This window comes from uncultured Maribacter sp., from assembly GCF_963977385.1.
Taxonomy (GTDB): Bacteria; Bacteroidota; Bacteroidia; order Flavobacteriales; family Flavobacteriaceae; genus Maribacter.
Genome location: NZ_CAXBOU010000002.1, coordinates 392,679 through 412,470 on the forward strand (window position 1 = coordinate 392,679; position 19,792 = coordinate 412,470).

17 protein-coding genes are annotated in these 19,792 nt (G+C 34.8%); 10 read left to right on the plus strand and 7 right to left on the minus strand.

Translation table 11 applies throughout. The features are described from left to right. Positions 1-58: 58 nt before the first annotated feature. Positions 59-721: an alpha/beta hydrolase gene (locus tag AAC084_RS05165; RefSeq protein WP_339837822.1), complete on the minus strand. Its 663-nt coding sequence runs from the start codon at positions 719-721 to the stop codon at positions 59-61. A 177-nt stretch (positions 722-898) separates the two neighbouring features. Between AAC084_RS05165 and AAC084_RS05170 the strand changes: the two genes are divergently transcribed. Next, positions 899-1,195: an N-acetyltransferase gene (locus AAC084_RS05170; RefSeq protein WP_339837825.1), complete on the plus strand. Its 297-nt coding sequence runs from the start codon at positions 899-901 to the stop codon at positions 1,193-1,195. A 36-nt stretch (positions 1,196-1,231) separates the two neighbouring features. Here the strand turns inward: AAC084_RS05170 and mtaB are convergent, their stop codons facing one another. The 3 genes from mtaB to AAC084_RS05185 form a co-directional block, all read right to left on the minus strand. Beyond that, on the minus strand, positions 1,232-2,560 hold the full coding sequence (mtaB, locus tag AAC084_RS05175; RefSeq protein WP_339837828.1) for a tRNA (N(6)-L-threonylcarbamoyladenosine(37)-C(2))-methylthiotransferase MtaB: 1,329 nt from the start codon (positions 2,558-2,560) through the stop codon (positions 1,232-1,234). A 63-nt stretch (positions 2,561-2,623) separates the two neighbouring features. Further along, a complete protein-coding gene (locus AAC084_RS05180; RefSeq protein WP_339837831.1) occupies positions 2,624-3,799 on the minus strand; it encodes a GlmU family protein in 1,176 nt (391 codons plus the stop codon). 151 nt (positions 3,800-3,950) lie between these two features. Next, positions 3,951-4,238, minus strand: a complete 288-nt coding sequence (locus AAC084_RS05185; protein WP_091619283.1) for a type B 50S ribosomal protein L31 — start codon at positions 4,236-4,238, stop codon at positions 3,951-3,953. Positions 4,239-4,419: 181 nt separating this feature from the next. Here AAC084_RS05185 and AAC084_RS05190 point away from each other — a divergent pair, with 181 nt between their 5' ends. From AAC084_RS05190 to AAC084_RS05220, 7 genes are all read left to right on the plus strand, one after another. Beyond that, the gene (locus tag AAC084_RS05190; protein ID WP_339837834.1) at positions 4,420-4,941 is read left to right on the plus strand and encodes a DUF4199 domain-containing protein; all 522 of its coding nucleotides are present in this window, start codon (positions 4,420-4,422) and stop codon (positions 4,939-4,941) included. A gap of 47 nt (positions 4,942-4,988) precedes the next feature. Next, entirely contained in the window at positions 4,989-5,951 is a 963-nt protein-coding gene (locus AAC084_RS05195; RefSeq protein WP_339837837.1) for a glycosyltransferase family 2 protein, read from the plus strand. Between the two features lie 39 nt (positions 5,952-5,990). Then, a complete protein-coding gene (locus AAC084_RS05200) occupies positions 5,991-7,700 on the plus strand; it encodes a phospho-sugar mutase (RefSeq protein ID WP_339837840.1) in 1,710 nt (569 codons plus the stop codon). Next, positions 7,700-9,526: an ABC transporter ATP-binding protein gene (locus AAC084_RS05205; RefSeq protein ID WP_339837842.1), complete on the plus strand. Its 1,827-nt coding sequence runs from the start codon at positions 7,700-7,702 to the stop codon at positions 9,524-9,526. Before AAC084_RS05200 ends, AAC084_RS05205 begins: the two co-directional genes overlap by 1 nt. A 120-nt stretch (positions 9,527-9,646) precedes the next feature. Continuing rightward, positions 9,647-10,189 carry an RNA polymerase sigma factor gene (locus AAC084_RS05210; RefSeq protein ID WP_339837845.1) on the plus strand — a complete coding sequence of 181 codons (543 nt, stop codon included), beginning with the start codon at positions 9,647-9,649 and terminating at the stop codon, positions 10,187-10,189. A 33-nt stretch (positions 10,190-10,222) separates the two neighbouring features. Beyond that, the gene (locus AAC084_RS05215; RefSeq protein ID WP_339837848.1) at positions 10,223-10,729 is read left to right on the plus strand and encodes a hypothetical protein; all 507 of its coding nucleotides are present in this window, start codon (positions 10,223-10,225) and stop codon (positions 10,727-10,729) included. Beyond that, complete coding sequence (locus tag AAC084_RS05220) at positions 10,722-11,159, plus strand: hypothetical protein (RefSeq protein ID WP_339837851.1); 438 nt, start codon at positions 10,722-10,724, stop codon at positions 11,157-11,159. Before AAC084_RS05215 ends, AAC084_RS05220 begins: the two co-directional genes overlap by 8 nt. A gap of 1 nt (position 11,160) precedes the next feature. On the opposite strand, the gene AAC084_RS05225 is transcribed toward AAC084_RS05220, so the two are convergent. Beyond that, on the minus strand, positions 11,161-12,183 hold the full coding sequence (locus AAC084_RS05225; RefSeq protein WP_339837854.1) for an oxidoreductase: 1,023 nt from the start codon (positions 12,181-12,183) through the stop codon (positions 11,161-11,163). Positions 12,184-12,338: 155 nt separating this feature from the next. Here AAC084_RS05225 and AAC084_RS05230 point away from each other — a divergent pair, with 155 nt between their 5' ends. Continuing rightward, a complete protein-coding gene (locus AAC084_RS05230; RefSeq protein WP_339837856.1) occupies positions 12,339-13,553 on the plus strand; it encodes a methyltransferase domain-containing protein in 1,215 nt (404 codons plus the stop codon). Positions 13,554-13,654: 101 nt separating this feature from the next. Here the strand turns inward: AAC084_RS05230 and AAC084_RS05235 are convergent, their stop codons facing one another. After that, a complete protein-coding gene (locus AAC084_RS05235; RefSeq protein ID WP_339837858.1) occupies positions 13,655-15,190 on the minus strand; it encodes an amidohydrolase in 1,536 nt (511 codons plus the stop codon). Positions 15,191-15,419: 229 nt separating this feature from the next. Beyond that, entirely contained in the window at positions 15,420-15,785 is a 366-nt protein-coding gene (locus AAC084_RS05240) for a helix-turn-helix domain-containing protein (RefSeq protein ID WP_339837861.1), read from the minus strand. A 264-nt stretch (positions 15,786-16,049) separates the two neighbouring features. On the opposite strand from AAC084_RS05240, the gene purL reads away from it, so the two are divergent. After that, complete coding sequence (gene purL, locus AAC084_RS05245; RefSeq protein WP_339837863.1) at positions 16,050-19,766, plus strand: phosphoribosylformylglycinamidine synthase; 3,717 nt, start codon at positions 16,050-16,052, stop codon at positions 19,764-19,766. Positions 19,767-19,792: the final 26 nt, after the last annotated feature.

The window sequence follows — 19,792 nt, forward strand, 5'->3', positions numbered from 1 at the left end:
TATTTTTTAAATTATCTCTTTAACTATTCTACTCAACAAAGGTATATATAGAACTATCTTATTCCAAAATAATTGTTGGCAAGTTCTCGTTAAACCATTTAGCTCTATGAATTATCATAGTATGTGTTCCATTTACTACTCGAATACAGTCTTTAATGTTTGAAATTGGAAAAACAGTATCTTTTTCCCCTTGTATATGCACTAAATTTTTACATGGTTTTTCACATTTCCAATTTACCAGTTGATTTATACACCAATCAATGTAACTCTTATCCCTAACAGATAAATATCGTTCATATAGGGTTATTCTTTTGGTAACGCTTTCCCCAAAGGCATACTTAGCCAAAAGTTCAACATTATTTACCAAACCTGTTGGCAGCAATTTATGCACCTTAGTATAGCGCGCAAACAACATCCGTTTTGGAAGTTCATATCGAGTTTTAACACTCGAAACAATAATCACCTTTCTTACAGTAATAAAATTCGACATTTCTTGAACTAAAAGACCGCCTAAAGAAACTCCTAATAGCACAACATTCTCATGCGTTATTTTAGAACACATATTTTGCGCATATTTTGAAAGGGAAATATCAGCAATCGGAACCGTCCATTCTAAAAAATGTAGTTCAAATCTTTCCGTTGGAAGTTTAATGTACTCAAAAATAGCTGCACTTGCAGCCATACCTGGCATACAATATACATGTATTCTATTATCAATCATAGTTATGAAACGTAGTAAAATCTAGGAATTTAGGGATTTTTTAACTACTTTTGGAAAAGAATGCGAAAATCATTTAGCATTTTAAAATAGTACTCTTTACATCATTTTAATAACGACAAATTACGATATGAGAACATCGTAATTTTTTTGTCTAGTAGCAACACTAAAATAATCTATATGAACGATGTTATTATTAAGGACAATCCTTTTCTACGCCAGTTTGAAACAACCGTAGATGGTCATCTTGCAAGGATTGAATACTCTTCTCAAGAACGCAAAGTCTTTCTTACCAAACTGGTAGTTCCAGAAGAAATTATAGACGAAAGTTTTAGGGAAAATTTTATCAAAGCCGTCCTAAGTATCATTCAGGAAAGGAATCTTAGAGTTGTACCGACCAGTCCGCACATCGCTGGTTTTTTAAGAAAAAACCGATTACAGTACAAAGAAATGTTACCTATCGGTATTCGAATCTAATAAACTAAAAAGCCTTTCAAATGAAAGGCTTTTTTTTTATACTTCTACTTTTTCATTTATAAAGCTAAATCTAACCAAACCGTCATTATCTATTTCTGTCAGTTTAACTTGGTGAAGTGTATTGACCAATTCAGGATTCCAAGGTGATTTCACCTTCACGTAATTTTCCGTAAAGCCGTGAATATATCCTTCTTTATTTTCTCCTTCAAACAATACGGTCAACTCATTACCTATTTGACTTTCATAAAAAGCTCTTCTTTTCTTCACAGATAGGCCACGTAACATTTTACTTCTTTTATTTCTTACTTTATTCGGCACTACACCTTCCATTGAAGCCGCTGGTGTATTGTCCCTCTCGGAATAAGTAAAAACATGCAGGTAGGAAATATCCATATCATTCAAAAAATGATAGGTCTCTAGAAAATGTTCTTCTGTCTCACCAGGAAAACCAACAATTACATCAACGCCAACACAGCAATTTGGCATCACCTCTTTAATTTTACAAACACGTTCTTGGTATAAATTCGTCATATACCTTCGTTTCATCAATTTCAGTAATGAATCACTACCACTCTGTAATGGAATGTGAAAATGAGGAACAAAAGTTTTACTTTCAGCTACGAATTCAATAGTTTCATTTTTTAAGAGATTAGGCTCAATTGATGATATTCGCAAACGATGAATCCCCTCTACGTTATCCAATGCCTGTACTAAATCTAAAAAGGTATGTTCATGTTTTTTATTACCAAACTCACCTTTACCATAATCCCCAATATTAACACCTGTTAAAACAATTTCTTTAATGCCCTGTTTTGAAATATCAGCTGCATTTTTTAAAACATTTTCTAAAGTATCACTTCTAGAGATACCACGAGCTAGCGGAATTGTACAATAGGTACATTTATAATCACAACCATCTTGCACTTTCAAAAAAGCTCTAGTTCTATCTCCAATAGCATAACTACCAACATAAAAATCTGCATCAGCTATTTCACAGGAATGTACTTTACCATGATCGCTCTTTGTAAGATCGTTTATATAATCTGTGATTTTAAATTTTTCAGTAGCTCCTAAAACTAAATCTACCCCATCAACATCAGCAAGTTCTTCCGGTTTTAATTGTGCATAACACCCAACAGCCGCAATAAAAGCTTCAGGATTAACTTTCTGAGCCTTTTTTACAATGGTCTTGAATTTCTTATCTGCATTATCAGTTACCGAACAAGTGTTGATAACATACATATCTGCTTCTTCTGAAAAATCCACTCTTTCGAAACCTTCATCTGTAAAATTTCTGGCTATCGTGGAAGTTTCCGAAAAGTTCAGCTTACATCCTAAAGTGTAAAAAGCAACTTTTTTTTTCATCGGATAAATTTATTTTTAGATACGATAAAAATACTTAACCAACTGTATTACAGTTTTTAAATATTAATATTTTCTCCATTTTTTTGTGATTTCAAATACATGCGTAAGAATAGCTGCCTCTACATCATTAAACTCCACTCCCCTTCTGGCCATCATTACTTTGGCAGCCTCAAAGGCCTTTTCTGGCAAATATGCCGTAAAGCCTGATGCCCCGCCCCAACTAAAACTAGGAATGAAATTTCTAGGGAATCCTGGTACATAAATATTGGAATTTACTCCAATTACTGTACCTGTATTAAACATGGTATTTATAGCTGTCTTACTATGATCACCCATCATAAGCCCACAAAACTGTAGGCCTGTTTGCTCAAAACGTTCTGTAGCATAATCCCATAAACGGACTTTAGCATAATTATTTTTAAGATTAGAATTATTAGAGTCCGCACCTATGTTACACCACTCTCCTAACACTGCATTACCCAAGTAACCTTCGTGTCCTTTACTTGAATATCCAAAAATCACCGAATTACTTATCTCACCACACACTTTACTATGCGGCCCAATTGTAGTTGCCCCGTAAAGCTTACCTCCCATTTTAACAATGGCATGTTCACAAAGCGCCAATCCACCTCTAATTAAGCTTCCTTCCCAAATTTCAGAGTTTTTTCCTAAGTATATAGGTCCGTCGGTGGCATTTAGAATACTAAACTCAACTTTCGCACCCTCTTCTAGAAAAATTCGCTCAGAATGAATTAAATGATTTGTTTTTGAAATAGGTTGACTGACTCTTCCTTTGGTTATAAAATCAAAGTCTAACTGTAAAATTTCAGCATTCTTATCAAATATATCCCAGGTGTTGTTTATTTGAGGAAATTTGCCTTTGAATTCAATTTTACTGAACTCCTCTATTTGCGCTTTACTTTTTGGTTCATTACTAGAATATGCAACTATAAGATCATTCGAAAGTAAAACATCACCTTTTTGTAAAGAAGAAACTGCTTTTACTAATTCGGCTGTAGGTAAAACCGATGAATCGATAAATATGTTTTCATCTTCTAAATGAATAGGGAATTTTACCGCTAAGTAATCTTCAGTAAGTGAAGTAGTTGAAGTCTTCAAAAATGCATCCCAACGTTCTCTCAATGTCATAATACCTACACGAATTTCCGCAACTGGTCGCGTAAATGTGAAGGGTAATAAATGATTCCTACGTGGACCATCAAAAAGAATATAGTTCATACAAGACAATTTTCAACAAAATTAACAAATATCTCTAGAGCATTTATATTTTATGGTTAAGTACCCTCAAAACCAAGTTGAATGAAAAAAAGAAACGCCCTCGAAAATATTCGAGAGCGTTATATTCTATAAAAGAATAATAAATAAAAGACTACTTCTCTTCTTCTTTATCTTCTTCTACTTTATCTTCCTTAACAAATTTCTTGTACTTGTTCTTAAATTTATCGATACGACCTGCAGTATCCAAGAATTTAGCTTTACCAGTATAAAATGGATGTGAAGTTCTTGAAATTTCCAATTTTACTAATGGATACTCAACACCTTCAACCTCTAAAGTCTCTTTAGTGTCTGCTGTTGATTTTGTCAAAAATACTTCTTCATTGGACATATCCTTAAAGGCTACTATCCTATAATTTTCTGGGTGTATATCTTTTCTCATTTTAAAAACTTTAACGCACCCATTCCGACGGGCACTCATTTTAAGGGTGCAAATTTAGTAAAAATCTATAAATGTGCAATTACAAACTACAAAAAATATTAAAATAATATTTCGCCACATTTGTAACAATGTACAATATCTTCATACTAATTAGAAAATCAACCTTTAATCAATAGAAATCATGGAAGAAAATCTACCTAAAACGGGAAAATTCGCTTTAAATTACGGTGTACTTGTAGGTGTCATCGGCGTGGTGTTCGGCATCATGCTATTCACCATGAATATGCATTACGACCAAACCATTGGTATTCAAGTAACCAATACTTTAATCTTAGCTGGAGGTATCGTTATCGGTATTGTACAATTTAAAAAAGCAGGTGGCGGGCTTTTAACCATTTCCGAAGCTTTAAAAGTAGGTGCTGGTGTTGCGCTTATTGCCGCAATAATTGGGTTAATTTATTTCTTTCTACTTTCAAATTTTATAGAACCAGATTACATGGATAAGGTTTTTGAAATTGGTAAAATAAAAGCAATGAATGATAATCCTGGCCTTACCGAGGAACAAGTTGACCAAGGAATTGAAATGCAAAAGGGTTTAACTTGGATTTATTATCCTATTGGTTTAATTATCAACGTAGTTATAGGACTAGTAGTTGGCTTAATAACTGGCTTAATATTGAAAAAAGAAGAAGCAGCTTATTAATACCTAAGTAATTGTAGTATTTTTGGAGGCAATACCAGAAGTCACGCATGCAATTATCTATAGTAATTCCATTACTTAACGAAGAAGAATCACTCAAAGAACTACATGATTGGATTGTATCAGTAATGCAATCCAATCATTTTTCTTATGAAATATTGTTTGTTGATGATGGTAGTACGGATGAATCTTGGAACATCATTACGCAGCTTGCCAAAATTAATCCTTCGGTTAAAGGAATACACTTTCTACGAAACTTCGGAAAATCACAAGCTCTTCATGCCGGTTTTAAAGCCGTTAAAGGTGATGTAATCATTACCATGGATGCTGATTTACAAGATAATCCAGAAGAAATACCTGAGTTATACCATATGATTACCGATGAAGGTTACGAATTGGTCTCTGGTTGGAAAAAGAAACGTTTCGATTCCATAATTTTCAAAAACACTCCTTCAAAATTATTCAACTGGGCAGCTAGAAAAACATCTGGTGTTCGCTTACATGATTTTAATTGCGGGTTAAAAGCCTATGATAAAAATGTTGTCAAAAACATTGAAGTTTCTGGTGAAATGCATCGATATATTCCTGTATTAGCTAAAAATGCAGGTTTTTCTAAAATCGGAGAAAAAGTAGTAAAACATCAAGCCCGTAAGTACGGTAAAACAAAATTCGGAATGGAGCGCTTTATAAATGGCTTTCTAGATTTACTCACCATTTGGTTTGTATCAAGGTTTGGTAAACGTCCAATGCATCTTTTCGGGGCATTAGGGGTTTTAATGTTTATAATAGGTTTCGGTTTTGCAATTTATTTAGGCATTGATAAATTATTCATTAACCCTTTTGGTAGACTAATAACAGATCGTCCACAATTTTATATTTCATTGGTTGCCATGGTATTAGGTACACAATTATTCTTAGCCGGTTTTCTAGGTGAAATTTTAATACGTTCTAAAAAGGAAGAAAATAGGTATATTGTATCAGAAGAAATAAATACTACCCTTTCAGAAAAGTAAAATTCTCATTAACTTAATAGCATATAAAACAATATAACTATGGATAAAATCCTAGATACTGCCAAAACATGGCTTACCGATTTTTTTGACCCAGCCGTAAAAAAAGAAATAGAGCATCTTATTGCGAATGACAAAGAGGAACTAAACGACCGTTTTTATAAAAATATGGAGTTCGGTACTGGTGGTATGAGAGGTGTCATGGGTGCTGGAACCAATCGTATCAACAAATACACATTAGGCAAGAGCACACAGGGACTAAGTAATTATCTGAATAAAGTATATAATGGCGAGGAAATTAAAGTAGTAATAGCTTTCGATTGTCGCCACAACAGTGATACATTAGCGAGAACAGTTGCCGAGGTATTCTCTGCTAATAATATTAAAGTATATCTATTCTCTGAGCTTCGTACGACTCCAGAACTTTCATTTGCAGTAAGACATTTGAACTGCCACGCTGGCATTGTTTTAACCGCATCACATAACCCGCCTGAATATAATGGCTATAAAGTGTATTGGACAGATGGCGGACAAATAGTTCCACCAGAAGATGTCGCAATTATTTCAGAAATAAATTCACTGAATATTGAAGACATAAAATTCAACGCCAACGAAAATTTAATTCACGTTATTGACAAAGAAGTGGACGAAGCCTTTATTGAGCAATCTGTTCAAAATGGTAATTTTAATGCGGAAGGTAAAGATGATTTTAAAATTGTCTTCACTTCACTTCATGGAACTTCAATTACCGCCATACCAGAAGTGCTGAAACGCGGTGGGTATGAAAATGTAACTATTATAGAGGAACAAGCTAAACCAGATGGAAACTTCCCAACAGTGAAGTCTCCAAATCCCGAAGAACCCGAAGCCCTTTCTATGGCTGTAAAAAAGGCAGAAGAAATAGGTGCAGATATGGTAGTGGGTACGGACCCCGATAGTGATCGTTTAGGTATTGCAGTTCGTAACTTAGAAGGTGAAATGGAAATTGTTAATGGCAACCAAGCAATGGTGCTTATGACAAAATTTCTTCTAGAAAAAAGAAAAGAAAAAGGATTTAAAGGAAATGAATTTATTGCTACAACTATTGTTTCTACTCCAATGATGGAAGCTATGGCTAAGGCCTATGGCGTAGAATTTAAAACATCACTTACAGGATTCAAATGGATTGGAAAAATGATTAAAGATTTTCCACAATCAGATTTTATTGGTGGTGGCGAAGAAAGCTTTGGCTATATGGTTGGTGATTTTGTTCGTGATAAGGATGCGGTTACCTCTACCCTATTAGCTTGTGAAATTGCTAGTCAAGCGAAAGCTAATGGTAGTTCTTTCTACAAAGACCTAATACAATGTTATGTAGATTATGGCTTCTACAAAGAACATCTAGTTTCCATAACCAAGAAAGGCATAAGTGGTGCTGAAGAAATTAAACAGATGTTGAAAGATTTTAAAGAAAATCCGGTAGAATCTGTTGCTGGATCTAAAGTAAAATGGATTGAAGATTATAATACTTCAATTGCTAAAAACGTGTTGACAGGTGAAGAAAAAGCAATGGACATTCCAAAATCTAACGTTCTTATTTATGAAACTGAAGATGGCACTAGAATAGCTGCGAGACCAAGTGGTACCGAGCCAAAAGTGAAATTTTATATTAGCACCAATACAACGTTGGATAAAGCAGAGAATTATAAAAAAGTTTCAGCTAAACTTGATGCAAAAATCAAAAATATACTTGCTGAGCTTAAATTAGGTTAATGAATTATTTCAAAAAGATTCTTCGCTTTGCGAAGCCTTATCGCAAGTACGGTTATTTAAATATTTTCTTTAACATACTTTACGCCTTGTTTAGTGCGCTATCTTTCGCCGCACTGATTCCTATGCTAGATGTATTGTTCGATAAAACCAAAAAGGTTTTTGAAGAACCTAAATATACTGATATTGGACATCTTAAAGATTACTTACAGGAATTCATCAATTATAAGGTTACTGCATATTCTGGAGATGATGAGATGAAAGGCTTGGTTTTGGTTATTGGTCTAATTCTCGTCTTATTTTTATTCAAGAATCTGTTTAACTATCTAGCCATGTATTTCATAACATTCTTACGTAATGGCGTACTTAAAGATATTAGAAATAAGCTTTATAAAAAGGTAGTTGAACTACCCATTTCCTATTACTCTGAAAAACGAAAGGGAGATATTATTGCGAGAATCACATCAGATGTTTTAGAAATTCAACATTCTTTTCTATCTGTTTTAGAACTGATTGTAAGAGAACCATTGACGATATTTTTTACAATTATTATTATGTTTGGTATTAGTACCAAATTAACCTTGTTTGTATTTATTTTCATACCTGTTGCTGGTATGATTATTAGCCGAATTGGTAAGTCTCTAAAGAAGAAATCAGATGATGTTCAAAGGGAACAAGGTGAATTTTTATCCATTATTGAGGAAACTCTTGGCGGACTTCGAGTGATAAAAGCTTTTAATTCAGAATCGCGATTTTACAAAACGTTTTCTGAATCAACCAAACGTTTTTTTAATTATAGCAACATACTATTAAACCGACAGAACTTAGCTTCACCAACTGGTGAATTTTTAGGTATTTTGGTTATAGGTATTTTGTTATGGTTTGGTGGTAAAATGGTTTTAATAGACGGAACTTTAGACGCCTCCTCCTTTATTGCTTATATGGGACTAGCCTATAATATTTTGACTCCTGCGAAAGCAATTAGTAAAGCTTCTTACGGAGTTAAAAAAGGTAATGCCGCTGCGGAACGAGTACTTGAAGTATTAGAAACTGAAAATCCTATTTCAGAAATTGATAACCCTATTGAACAAACTGCATTTGAGAGCGTAATAAACCTTCAAAATATTTCATTTAAGTATGAGGATGAATATGTTCTAAAGAATTTTAATTTAACGGTTAAAAAAGGAAGCACTGTTGCCTTAGTAGGCCAATCTGGTAGTGGTAAAAGTACAATTGCAAATCTTGTGACAAGGTTCTATGATGTCAATGAGGGAGAAATATCCATAGATGGGCATAATATTAAGGATCTTTCAAAAAAATCATTGCGTGGTTTATTGGGGCTAGTAACCCAAGACTCTATTCTTTTTAATGACACTGTAAAAAATAATATTGGCTTAGGAAAGGAAAATGCAACTCTAGAAGAAATCATTGAAGCTGCTAAAATTGCAAATGCCCATGATTTTATAATGGACTTGCCAAAAGGCTACGATACAAATATAGGTGATAGCGGAAATAAATTAAGTGGTGGACAAAAACAACGTCTTTCCATATCACGTGCAGTTTTAAAGAACCCTCCGATCATGATTTTAGATGAAGCAACCTCTGCTCTTGATACAGAAAGTGAAAGGTTAGTTCAAGATGCTTTAGAAAAAATGATGCAAAATAGAACTTCAATTGTTATTGCGCATCGTTTATCTACCATTCAAAATGCTAACATTATTGTTGTATTACATAAAGGTGAGATTGTAGAACAAGGCACACATACCGAACTATTAAAACTTAATGGAACCTATAAAAAGTTAGTTCAAATGCAGTCTTTGGCTTCGTAAATAGTTAACTAAAACAGTTTATTTTTTTTGTCGTTGGCATGATTCTTTTCTAAAATTAACAAGACGGTTAAACCTTTGACTAACTTCATAGTCTAAATAGGAAATAAACCTCAATTCAAATTGATTGTAGAGGAAACACTAGTACAGGAATTAAAAACCAAAAACACTCAAGCACAAGCTTTTGAAGTATTGGTCAGCACATACAAAGAACGTTTGTATTGGCAAATTCGTGGTATAGTTTTAAATCATGATGATGCAGATGATGTTTTGCAAAATACCTTCATTAAAATCTACAAAAACATTGATGGGTTTAAGGGTGATAGCAAGCTTTTTTCTTGGATGTATAGAATTGCAACCAACGAGGCCTTAAGTTTTATAAAACAAAAAGCAAAACTACAAGGTATAACTGATGTAGATTATCAAGAAAAATTAGTCTCCAATTTACAAGCAGATGTTTATTTTGAAGGTGATGAAATTCAATTAAAGTTACAACAGGCTATTGCGACACTACCAGAAAAACAAAAACTGGTATTCAATATGAAATATTTTCAAGAATTGAAATACGAGGAAATTTCAGAAATATTAGACACCTCTGTAGGTGGCTTAAAGGCATCATACCACCTAGCAGTAAAAAAAGTGGAACAATATTTGAAAAAGGATTAAACTATTTATGTATTTGATAGTCAAATAAATATCATGAACAAGAATAACAAACATCCGTTTAAAACTCCAGCAGGCTACTTTGATAGTTTTCAGAATGAGCTGATGGCTAAATTATCTGAAGATAAAGTAGCGATGCCAAAGGATAGTGCTTTTAAAGTTCCTGAAAATTATTTTGAAACGTTCAATGATAAATTAAAAGGTAAGTTGAACAAAGAACCTAAAGTAATACAACTTTATCCTGTTAAGAAGATTTTAGCCTTTGCAGCATCTGTTGCCGCAATTGCCATTATATTCTTAGGTTATAATTGGAATGAGAAAGATGTCTTGAATTTTAGTGATTTAGCCAATGCTGATATAGAAGCTTATTTCGAAAACAATGAATTTGACTTAACGTCTTATGAGATTGCAGAGGCATTGCCATTTACAGATACAGAATTTTCGAACATGTTGAATTCACCCATAGAAAATGAAAACATCTTAGATTATTTAAGTGACAATATAAATGATTTTGAAGAACTTAATTTACAAGACAATGAATAAGTATATACTATCGCTATTTATGCTTTTTACTATTATATCGTTTGGGCAGCACAAAAAAGACTGGGAAAAAATAAAGTCTTTAAAAGTGGCATATATCACCGAAAAATTGTCCTTGGATAGCAAACAAGCGCAAGAATTCTGGCCTATTTACAATGAATATGAAGAAAAAAAACACGCCTTAAGTCGTAAAGAATATAGCCAGATAAAAGATAAGCTTAAGAATAGTGATGATGTATCTGAAAAAGAGGCGAAAAAATTATTGACACTTAAGATTTCTATTGAAGAAGATGAAGAAGAATTGGACAAAGCTTTTTTATTAGAAGTCAGTAAGGTTACATCTGCCAAAAAAGCGTTGTTATTATTAAAAGCCGAAGAAGATTTTAAACGTGACTTAATTAAACAATACAGACAAAATAAGGGTGGTAGATAGACTATCTGAATACTAGCTTTGAAATCCTGTTTTTACCAGCTGCATAGGCAACGGAATCATTTTGAAATCGTATGGTATAAAATGACTCTTCAGATAACTCTTGCCAGTTCACACCCATATCAGGCGAATAAGAAATACCGTTAAACCCAACGGCCACCAATCCATTTCCCTTAGTTCCTGGTATAAATTGAATACAACTTTTATAAGCAGGTATATTTCCATCTGCTAATAATTGCCAAGTTTCACCACCGTCTTTAGTAATTGCTTTGTTCGCAATGGCATTATCAGGATTTGTATAATCCCCGCCTATTGCAACTCCTAAATTATTATCATAAAAGGCAATAGAGTAAATACCTTCCGTTGGTTCAGCACTTCGCAATGAGGTTTGAGATATACTCCATTTTTTTCCTTTATCCGTAGAATGAAAAATGCGACCGCTTGTTGTGGCAATCCAAATTTCATTAGCTATTGTTACAATATTTGTATTACTAGCAGCAAAAGCACCTTCCCCGTCAATACCCTTCGGTAATTCTGAACAGGGCAACTTAGACCACGTAGTGCCTCCATCCGAGGTTATAATTATACTTAAACATCCTTCTACAGAATCACCAATCGCAATTCCGTCTTTATCATTTAAAAATGTCATGGCATCATAAAAAACACCATCTCCTTCCTCTTTATAAACCAACTCCATTCGCCCATTTTCGCCTGTTTTATATAAGAGTGCAGGAGTACCAACAGACAACATAAAGAAATCAGTCGATGTATGCGCAATGGCCCTAAACTCAGGAATAATAGTATGATACTTTTCTATATTAGAACGAACTTTAGTGGTATTTAAATCTACAGTACCAAAGGTTCCTTTATTTGCAGCAAAAGCTAAACTATTACCCATAATCTCAATCGCTCTTATACTTAAGGAATCTGTATAAATATCATTTACTGCAACAGAAGTAAAACTTACAGGCTTCACGTTATTAGAACATGAGACCATAAAAATAATGACAAGAAGAGTATAGCGCATAGTGATAGGTATAAAGTTCATCAAAAATAAATGGAATTACTTCTAAAACAATACCTTTGCAGCCATAATTTTTTGAGGATTAACACCATAAAAGACTAGATAGGAAATCGAGTAATGGTAAAATCTTCTAGCCAAGTAAATTAATATCACTACAAATGAAATTACACAGAAATCTGGTGTTTGCCGTTATTGACGCCTTAAACCTCATATTTAATGAAAACGAATATGCCGACAAGGTGGTTCAAAAAGTTCTTCGATTCGATAAACGATGGGGAGCGCGTGATCGAGGCTTTATCGCAGAAACGACCTATGAAATGGTTCGTTATAAAAGATTATATGCTGAAATAGCTGAAGTGAAAGCACCTTTTAGCAGACCTGATTTATTTCGAATGTGGGCTGTTTGGGCAATTTTAAAAGGAATTAAACTTCCTGATTGGAAACAAATAGAACCAACACCTGAAAGAAGAATCAAAGGAAAGTTTGATGAACTTTCGCAAATTAGAAAGTTTAGGGAGGCTATTCCAGATTGGATAGATGAACTTGGAGAAAAGGCTTTAGGTGAAAAGTTATGGACCGAAGAAATCGCAAAACTTAATGAGCCAGCTGAAGTTATCTTGCGTACCAATACTCTAAGAACTTCGAAAGAAGAACTACGTAAAGCATTGTTAGATGAAAATATTGTAGCAGAACCTATAAGAGGTTACGCTTCTGCTTTAAAACTTGTTGAAAGAGCAAATGTTTTTGTTACTGAAGCCTTTAAAAAAGGAATGTTCGAAGTACAAGATGCATCATCTCAATTGGTTGCGGAGTTTTTAGATGTTGAACCAGGGCAACGAGTTGTAGATACTTGTGCTGGTGCTGGTGGCAAATCATTACACTTAGCTGCTTTAATGGAAAACAAAGGTCAACTGATCTCTATGGATATTTACGGAAGTAAATTGAAGGAACTAAAAAGACGTGCCAGACGTAACGGAGCTCATAATATTGAAGTTCGTGAAATTGATTCTTCTAAAGTTTACAAAAAATTATATGGTAGTGCCGACAGAGTTTTAATTGATGCACCATGTACAGGATTAGGTGTTTTAAGAAGAAACCCTGATTCTAAATGGAAAATGCAGCCGGAGTTTCTTGACAAGATTGTAAAAACGCAACAAGAAATTCTAAGGAATTACAGTAAAATAGTTAAACCTGGTGGAAAAATGGTTTACGCTACATGCTCTATTTTACCTCAAGAAAATGGAAATCAAGTGAAATCATTCTTAAGTTCTGAAGAAGGAAAAGATTTTAAATTAGTGAAGGACAAAAAGATATATGCCTCGAAAAGTGGCTATGACGGTTTCTTTATGGCATTGTTAGAAAAAAGTATTTAATCGTATATAAAAATTCTATTAGCCTAAACACTTATGTTTTAATATTAAAAAGAGCCTTGCAGTTTTAACTGCAAGGCTCTTTTATTAAAGCTTTCTATGATCTATTCTTTCAATGTCGGATATTCAATACCCAACTGCTCTAAATATGTATCATATTTAGTTTCATCGTAATAGAACTTCTCTAATGCTGGTCTAAATTGATCTTGCTTATCCTTGTTTAAATAAATTGGAGGCATATCACTTTCAGAAATCATAGGCTGATATTTAGTATCTTTTTGTTGCTCATTGTTGAAATAATCCCACGCACCTTTCATTAACTCGGGCTTTAATAAAAAGTCTATAATTGTCATTGCTTCTACCTTCGCTCCTGCTACGACACCTTTATGTGCAATTGGGGTTGCCATAGCAATAGCATTACTCCAATGATGACCTTGCAATCCTGGAATGTTTGATGGATATCTTAGTGTTACTGTCGGTACTTTCCATGATACATCACCAATATCATCAGAACCACCGCTAATTGGGTCAATAACCGGAAGTCCTAAATCGTCTAATTTTATGGGTAAGCCTTCTATCTTTTCTGAATTTACTTCTGTCTGAACAGCCTTTGCTAATGTTTGGTCAGCATCCGACCAATTTGGCAATCCCACTTCTTTTATGTTCGCATACATCGTCTCTGCAATCACCTTATTGTAATGACGCGGCCATGCAGTACCCAATACTTTAGAAGTCATTTTGGTGCCTGTCATTAATGCTGCACCCTCGGCCATATCATTTGCCAAAGCGTACATTTCCATGATTCCCTCGTATTTTATATCTCTGAAATAAAACCAAATGGCAGCTTTTGAAGGCACTACATTGGGTTGATCACCTGCATCGGTAAAAATAGAATGAGAGCGTTTTAAAGGATGTAAGTGCTCTCTTTTATAATTCCATCCAATATTCATTAACTCAGCGGCATCCAAAGCACTTTTACCTCTCCATGGTGATCCTGCTGAATGTGCTGCTTCTCCTTCGAACGCATATTCGACAGATATTAATCCTGTGCCTCTTGTGGGACCATAAGAAACCCCTAGATTATTACCGACATGCGTAAAAATGCACATATCGATATCATCGAAAAGTCCGTCTCTAACATACCAAGCTTTTGCCGCGACCAACTCTTCTGCAATACCAGGCCAAATTACAAGCGTACCACCAATATTCTCGCGCTCCATAATTTGTTTCACCGCCAATGCAGATGAGATGTTCATCGGAATTCCAGAATTATGACCCTCACCATGCCCGGGAGCACCATCTACAATAGGTTTATGGTAAGCAACACCTGGGTATTGTGATGCTTTCGGTATACAATCAACATCACTACCTAAAGCAATTGTTGGTCCTTCGCCATTGCTCCATGTAGCAAACCAAGCTGTTGGAATCCCGGAAATAGAATTTTCAATTTCAAATCCGTTTTCTTTTAGAATTCCGGTCAGGTATTTAGAGGATTCAATTTCTTGAAATCCTAATTCCGAAAAACTAAAAATCTTATCGACCATCACTTGCGACTGTTTTTTATTGTCTTCAACAATTGCGGCAACCTCAGATTTTAATTTTTCAATTTGTTTGTTTGATTTTTTCTTTTGCGAATACATACTGTTTAGCGTGAGTAAACAGCATACAATAATAGATAGAGTAGTTTTTTGTTTCATGTTGGTTTTGAATTAGTTAGTAAAAGATACATAAATTCAGCCTCAAAAAAGAGACCTACTTCAATTTTTACGTAATTCAAAACCTGAGCGAAACAATTTAGACTTATAGGACTTTTATAGTCACATTTTTACTTTTTTGAAAAAGTGAGAAGCTTAGAATATAAACAAAACACTACTCAAACAATGTCACTTGTTGCGTAACCTGCTTTTTTGGAACCTTCACCTCTTCTTGTTGCTTTTGACCCCAACGATTCATTGCTTGCACAACGGTCATTAGTGATTTTCCTAAAGGTGTTAACTTATATTCTACTCGCGGCGGAATTTCAGGAAATAATGTGCGTTCTAAAATACCCGATTTCTCAAGTTCTTTCAATTGTTTGCTCAACATTTGCCGGTTAATATCTTCCATTTCGTTGAACAATTTATTGAACCGATTGATTCCTTTTGAGATATGAAAGAGTATAATGGGTTTCCATTTACCTCCAATCAAATCCATGCAATACGATAATGCGTTCGTCTGTGATTTCTGTTGCGTCATAGTATTCGATTTGCTTCTTAAAAAAATGTTAGGTAAGTTCAAATTTATTAAAATTATCATATCAAACTAAGTATTAAATACATACTTTAATACTATTTAAATAAATAATCTGATTATCAGACTACTTAAGAGTTATAAATAATTTTCTTTCGAGTAACTTTAATTTCATTAACAATACCTGTTTAAAACTGTTTGAATTTCACGTAAATAATAAAAGGTAAAACCTTAATTTTGTACTTCAAAAATCAATACCAAGAACAATAAATGATTCACTTTTTTGGGGAACCTAGCACAAAGGTTTTTGCGGTACAGACCGCTAAGGAACTTTCATCTGAAGATACAAGTAAACTTATATGGTTATTCGGTAACCAACCTAAAATAAATGCGGCGTCTTTAGACGCCTTTTTTGTTGGACCAAGAGCCGCCATGATTACACCATGGAGTACCAACGCAACTGAAATTACCCAAAACATGAGTGTTGAAGGCATCATTCGCATTGAGGAATTTAATGCGGTTGAAGAAAATCATGTTGGTTTTGACCCTATGATTTCGCAAAAATACAATTCACTTCATCAAGATGTTTTTGACGTTCACGTAGAACCAAAACCAATATTGAACATTGCAGATATTGCTGCTTTTAATCAACAAGAAGGGTTGGCACTTAATGCTGAAGAAGTAGATTATCTGCAAAAACTTAGTGAAAAAATAGGACGAAAATTAACTGATTCTGAGGTCTTCGGGTTTAGTCAAGTGAATTCAGAACATTGTAGGCATAAAATATTTAATGGCTCTTTTGTCATTGACGGACAAGAAATGCCCTCATCGCTTTTTAAGCTTATCAAAAAGACATCACAACAATTTCCAAACGACATTGTCTCGGCATATAAGGACAACGTAGCATTTGTCAAAGGTCCTACAGTAGTTCAATTCGCACCTAAAACTGCCGACAAACCGGATTTTTATCAGGAGAAGGAATTTGATTCGGTTATTTCAATAAAAGCGGAAACCCACAACTTCCCAACTACGGTAGAGCCCTTTAATGGTGCAGCAACTGGCGCTGGCGGAGAAATACGAGATCGTTTAGCTGGTGGAAAAGGTTCATTACCCTTAGCGGGAACTGCAGTTTATATGACTGCATATTCAAGATTAGAAAAAGAGCGACCATGGGAAAAAGGAATGAAAGAAAGAGATTGGCTGTACCAAACTCCGATGGATATTCTTATTAAAGCATCTAACGGAGCATCAGATTTTGGAAACAAATTCGGTCAACCATTAATTTCTGGTTCTGTTCTTACGTTTGAATATGATGAAGCTACTACTCCTTTCGAGACATCAGAAGAAAATATTAATCCATCAGAACGCAACCGTAGACTTGGTTATGACAAAGTGATTATGCAAGCTGGTGGTATAGGCTACGGTAAAATTGAGCAAGCTATAAAAGATACCCCACAAACAGGTAACAAAATTGTTATTCTCGGTGGTGACAATTACCGAATAGGAATGGGTGGAGCAGCAGTTTCAAGTGCCGATACAGGCGAATTCAGCTCGGCAATTGAGTTGAATGCCGTACAACGCTCGAATCCTGAAATGCAAAAAAGAGCTGCCAATGCTATTCGTGGTATGGTAGAAAGTGATGAGAATACCATTGTTTCTATTCATGACCATGGTGCAGGTGGTCATTTAAATTGTCTTTCTGAACTAGTGGAAGAAACAGGTGGGAAAATAGATTTGGATAAATTACCTGTTGGTGACCCTACCCTATCTGCCAAAGAGATTATAGGTAACGAATCACAAGAACGTATGGGTCTTGTAATCGGCGAAAAAGACATCGCCCTTTTAAAACGTATTGCAGACCGTGAACGCTCACCAATGTATGAAGTTGGCGAAGTAACCGGTGATGACCGATTTACTTTTGAATCTAAAACGAATGGTGCGAAGCCGATGGATTTGGCATTATCTGATATGTTCGGTAGCTCACCAAAGACTATAATGAACGATGTAACTATTAAGCGGAACTATGCGAATGCGGAGTATTCATTAGAGTTTTTCCATGATTACCTAGATGCCGTTCTTCAGCTTGAAGCAGTTGCTTGTAAAGATTGGCTCACCAATAAAGTTGACCGTTGTGTTGGAGGAAAAGTTGCTAAACAGCAATGTGTAGGTCCTTTGCAATTACCACTAAATAACTGTGGTGTAATGGCCTTAGATTTTAAAGGAAAAGAAGGAATTGCTACCAGTATTGGCCACTCCCCTATCTCTGCTTTAATCGATCCTGCTGCAGGAAGTAAAAATAGTATTGCCGAATCGCTTACCAATCTTGTTTGGGCTCCATTAAAAGAAGGATTGAAATCAGTTTCACTTTCTGCCAACTGGATGTGGCCATGTAAAAATGAAGGTGAGGATGCTCGTTTATATAAAGCTGTACAAGCAGTTTCTGAATTTGCTATCGAATTAGGTATCAACGTACCGACTGGAAAGGATTCTCTTTCCATGAAGCAGAAATATAGCGATGGTGATGTAATATCCCCAGGTACTGTAGTGATTTCAGCGGCAGGTAATTGTAACGATATCACTAAAGTAATTGAACCTGTATTACAGAAAGACGCTGGCTCCATTTACTATATCAATTTATCAAAAGATAGTTTTAAACTAGGTGGTTCATCATTCGCGCAGACTAGAAATAGTATAGGGAATGAAACACCTACAATTAAAGATTCAGCATATTTTAAAACTGTTTTCAATACGATTCAGGACTTAATTAAAGATGATAAAATCGTTGCTGGGCATGATGTTGCTTCTGGCGGATTGATTACGACCTTATTAGAATTATGTTTTGCAGATACGCAGATAGGCGCCAATCTAGACCTATCAGGTTTGGGAGAAACAGATACCATTAAAGTACTATTTTCTGAAAATAGTGGGATTGTTTTCCAAGCAAAAGACGATAGCATAGAAACTTTACTTTCTGCAAAGAATATTGATGCTGTAAAAATAGGAACCGTTATTTCTGAAGCTACCCTTACCGTTAAAAATAATGGTATGGAACTCGGACTTAATATTGAATCGTTACGAGATACTTGGTTTAAAACTTCCTATTTATTGGATGCGCAACAAACTGCAAATGGCTTAGCAAAAGATAGGTTTGATAATTATAAAGTTCAACCTTTACAGTACAATTTCTTGACTTCCGCAGCTATTACTTTACCAAATCGTTCTGAAATAACAAACGGAACGAGACCAAAAGCAGCGATTCTACGTGAAAAAGGAAGTAATTCTGAGCGTGAAATGGCAAATGCGATGTACTTAGCCGGTTTTGATGTAAAAGATGTTCACATGACCGATTTAATTTCTGGCCGTGAGAATTTAGAAGATATTCAATTCTTAGGCGCTGTGGGCGGCTTCTCGAACTCAGATGTACTAGGAAGCGCAAAAGGTTGGGCTGGCGCCATAAAGTATAATGAAAAAGCGAATACTGTTATTAAAAACTTCTTTGCTCGACCAGATACATTGTCGGTCGGCATTTGTAATGGATGTCAATTGTTCATGGAGTTAGATTTAATCAATCCTGATCACGATGCGCATGGTAAAATGACCTATAATGATTCTCACAAGCACGAGAGCAACTTTACGTCTGTAGAGATTCAAAAGAATAATTCTGTAATGCTTTCAACTTTAGAAGGAGCAAAACTTGGTGTATGGATTTCTCACGGTGAAGGTAAATTTGCACTACCACTTTCAGAAGACAATTATGAAATTGTTGCTAAATATGGTTACGAAAGCTATCCTGCAAACCCTAATGGAAGTGATTTCAACACAGCAATGCTTTGTGATAAAACTGGTCGCCATTTAGTTACCATGCCACATATTGAACGCTCTATATTCCCTTGGAACTGGGCACATTATCCTTCAGATAGAACTGATGAAGTTTCTCCTTGGTTAGAAGCATTTAAAAATGCAAAAATGTGGATTGAAAAAATATAATTGATTTTTTAAGTTTCTAGTTTTAC